The sequence below is a fragment of the Psychrobacter sp. TB20-MNA-CIBAN-0197 genome, assembly GCF_040309765.1.
Lineage (GTDB): Bacteria > Pseudomonadota > Gammaproteobacteria > Pseudomonadales > Moraxellaceae > Psychrobacter > Psychrobacter submarinus.
This window is the reverse complement of the sequence record NZ_JBEOPC010001445.1, coordinates 1-233: the sequence shown is the minus strand read 5'-3', so window position 1 is coordinate 233 and position 233 is coordinate 1. Positions and strand designations below refer to the sequence as shown.

Sequence of the window (233 nt, the reverse complement as noted above, 5' to 3'; positions counted from 1 at the left end):
ATAAAATATCGTGATGTTTATCAACGTTTACTTGCGGCTTAATTGAGGCAATAAAATCAGCCGGTACAATAACATTACCTTGATGCAAACATTGGTAAAATGCGTGTTGCCCGTTAATCCCGGTCATACCCCAAATAATTGGCACTGTTGTATAAGGCACAGGTTCACCCGCAAAGTTAACATGCTTGCCGTTACTTTCCATTTCACCTTGTTGTAAGTACGCAGGCAACATG

General features: G+C 40.8%; 1 protein-coding gene. It reads right to left on the bottom strand.

Translation table 11 applies throughout. The features are described 5' to 3' along the window. Positions 1–202: phosphoglucose isomerase-related protein (locus tag AAEY83_RS18755; RefSeq protein WP_502945232.1), on the bottom strand; the 202-nt coding region annotated here is incomplete at its 3' end. Positions 203–233 lie beyond the last annotated feature (31 nt).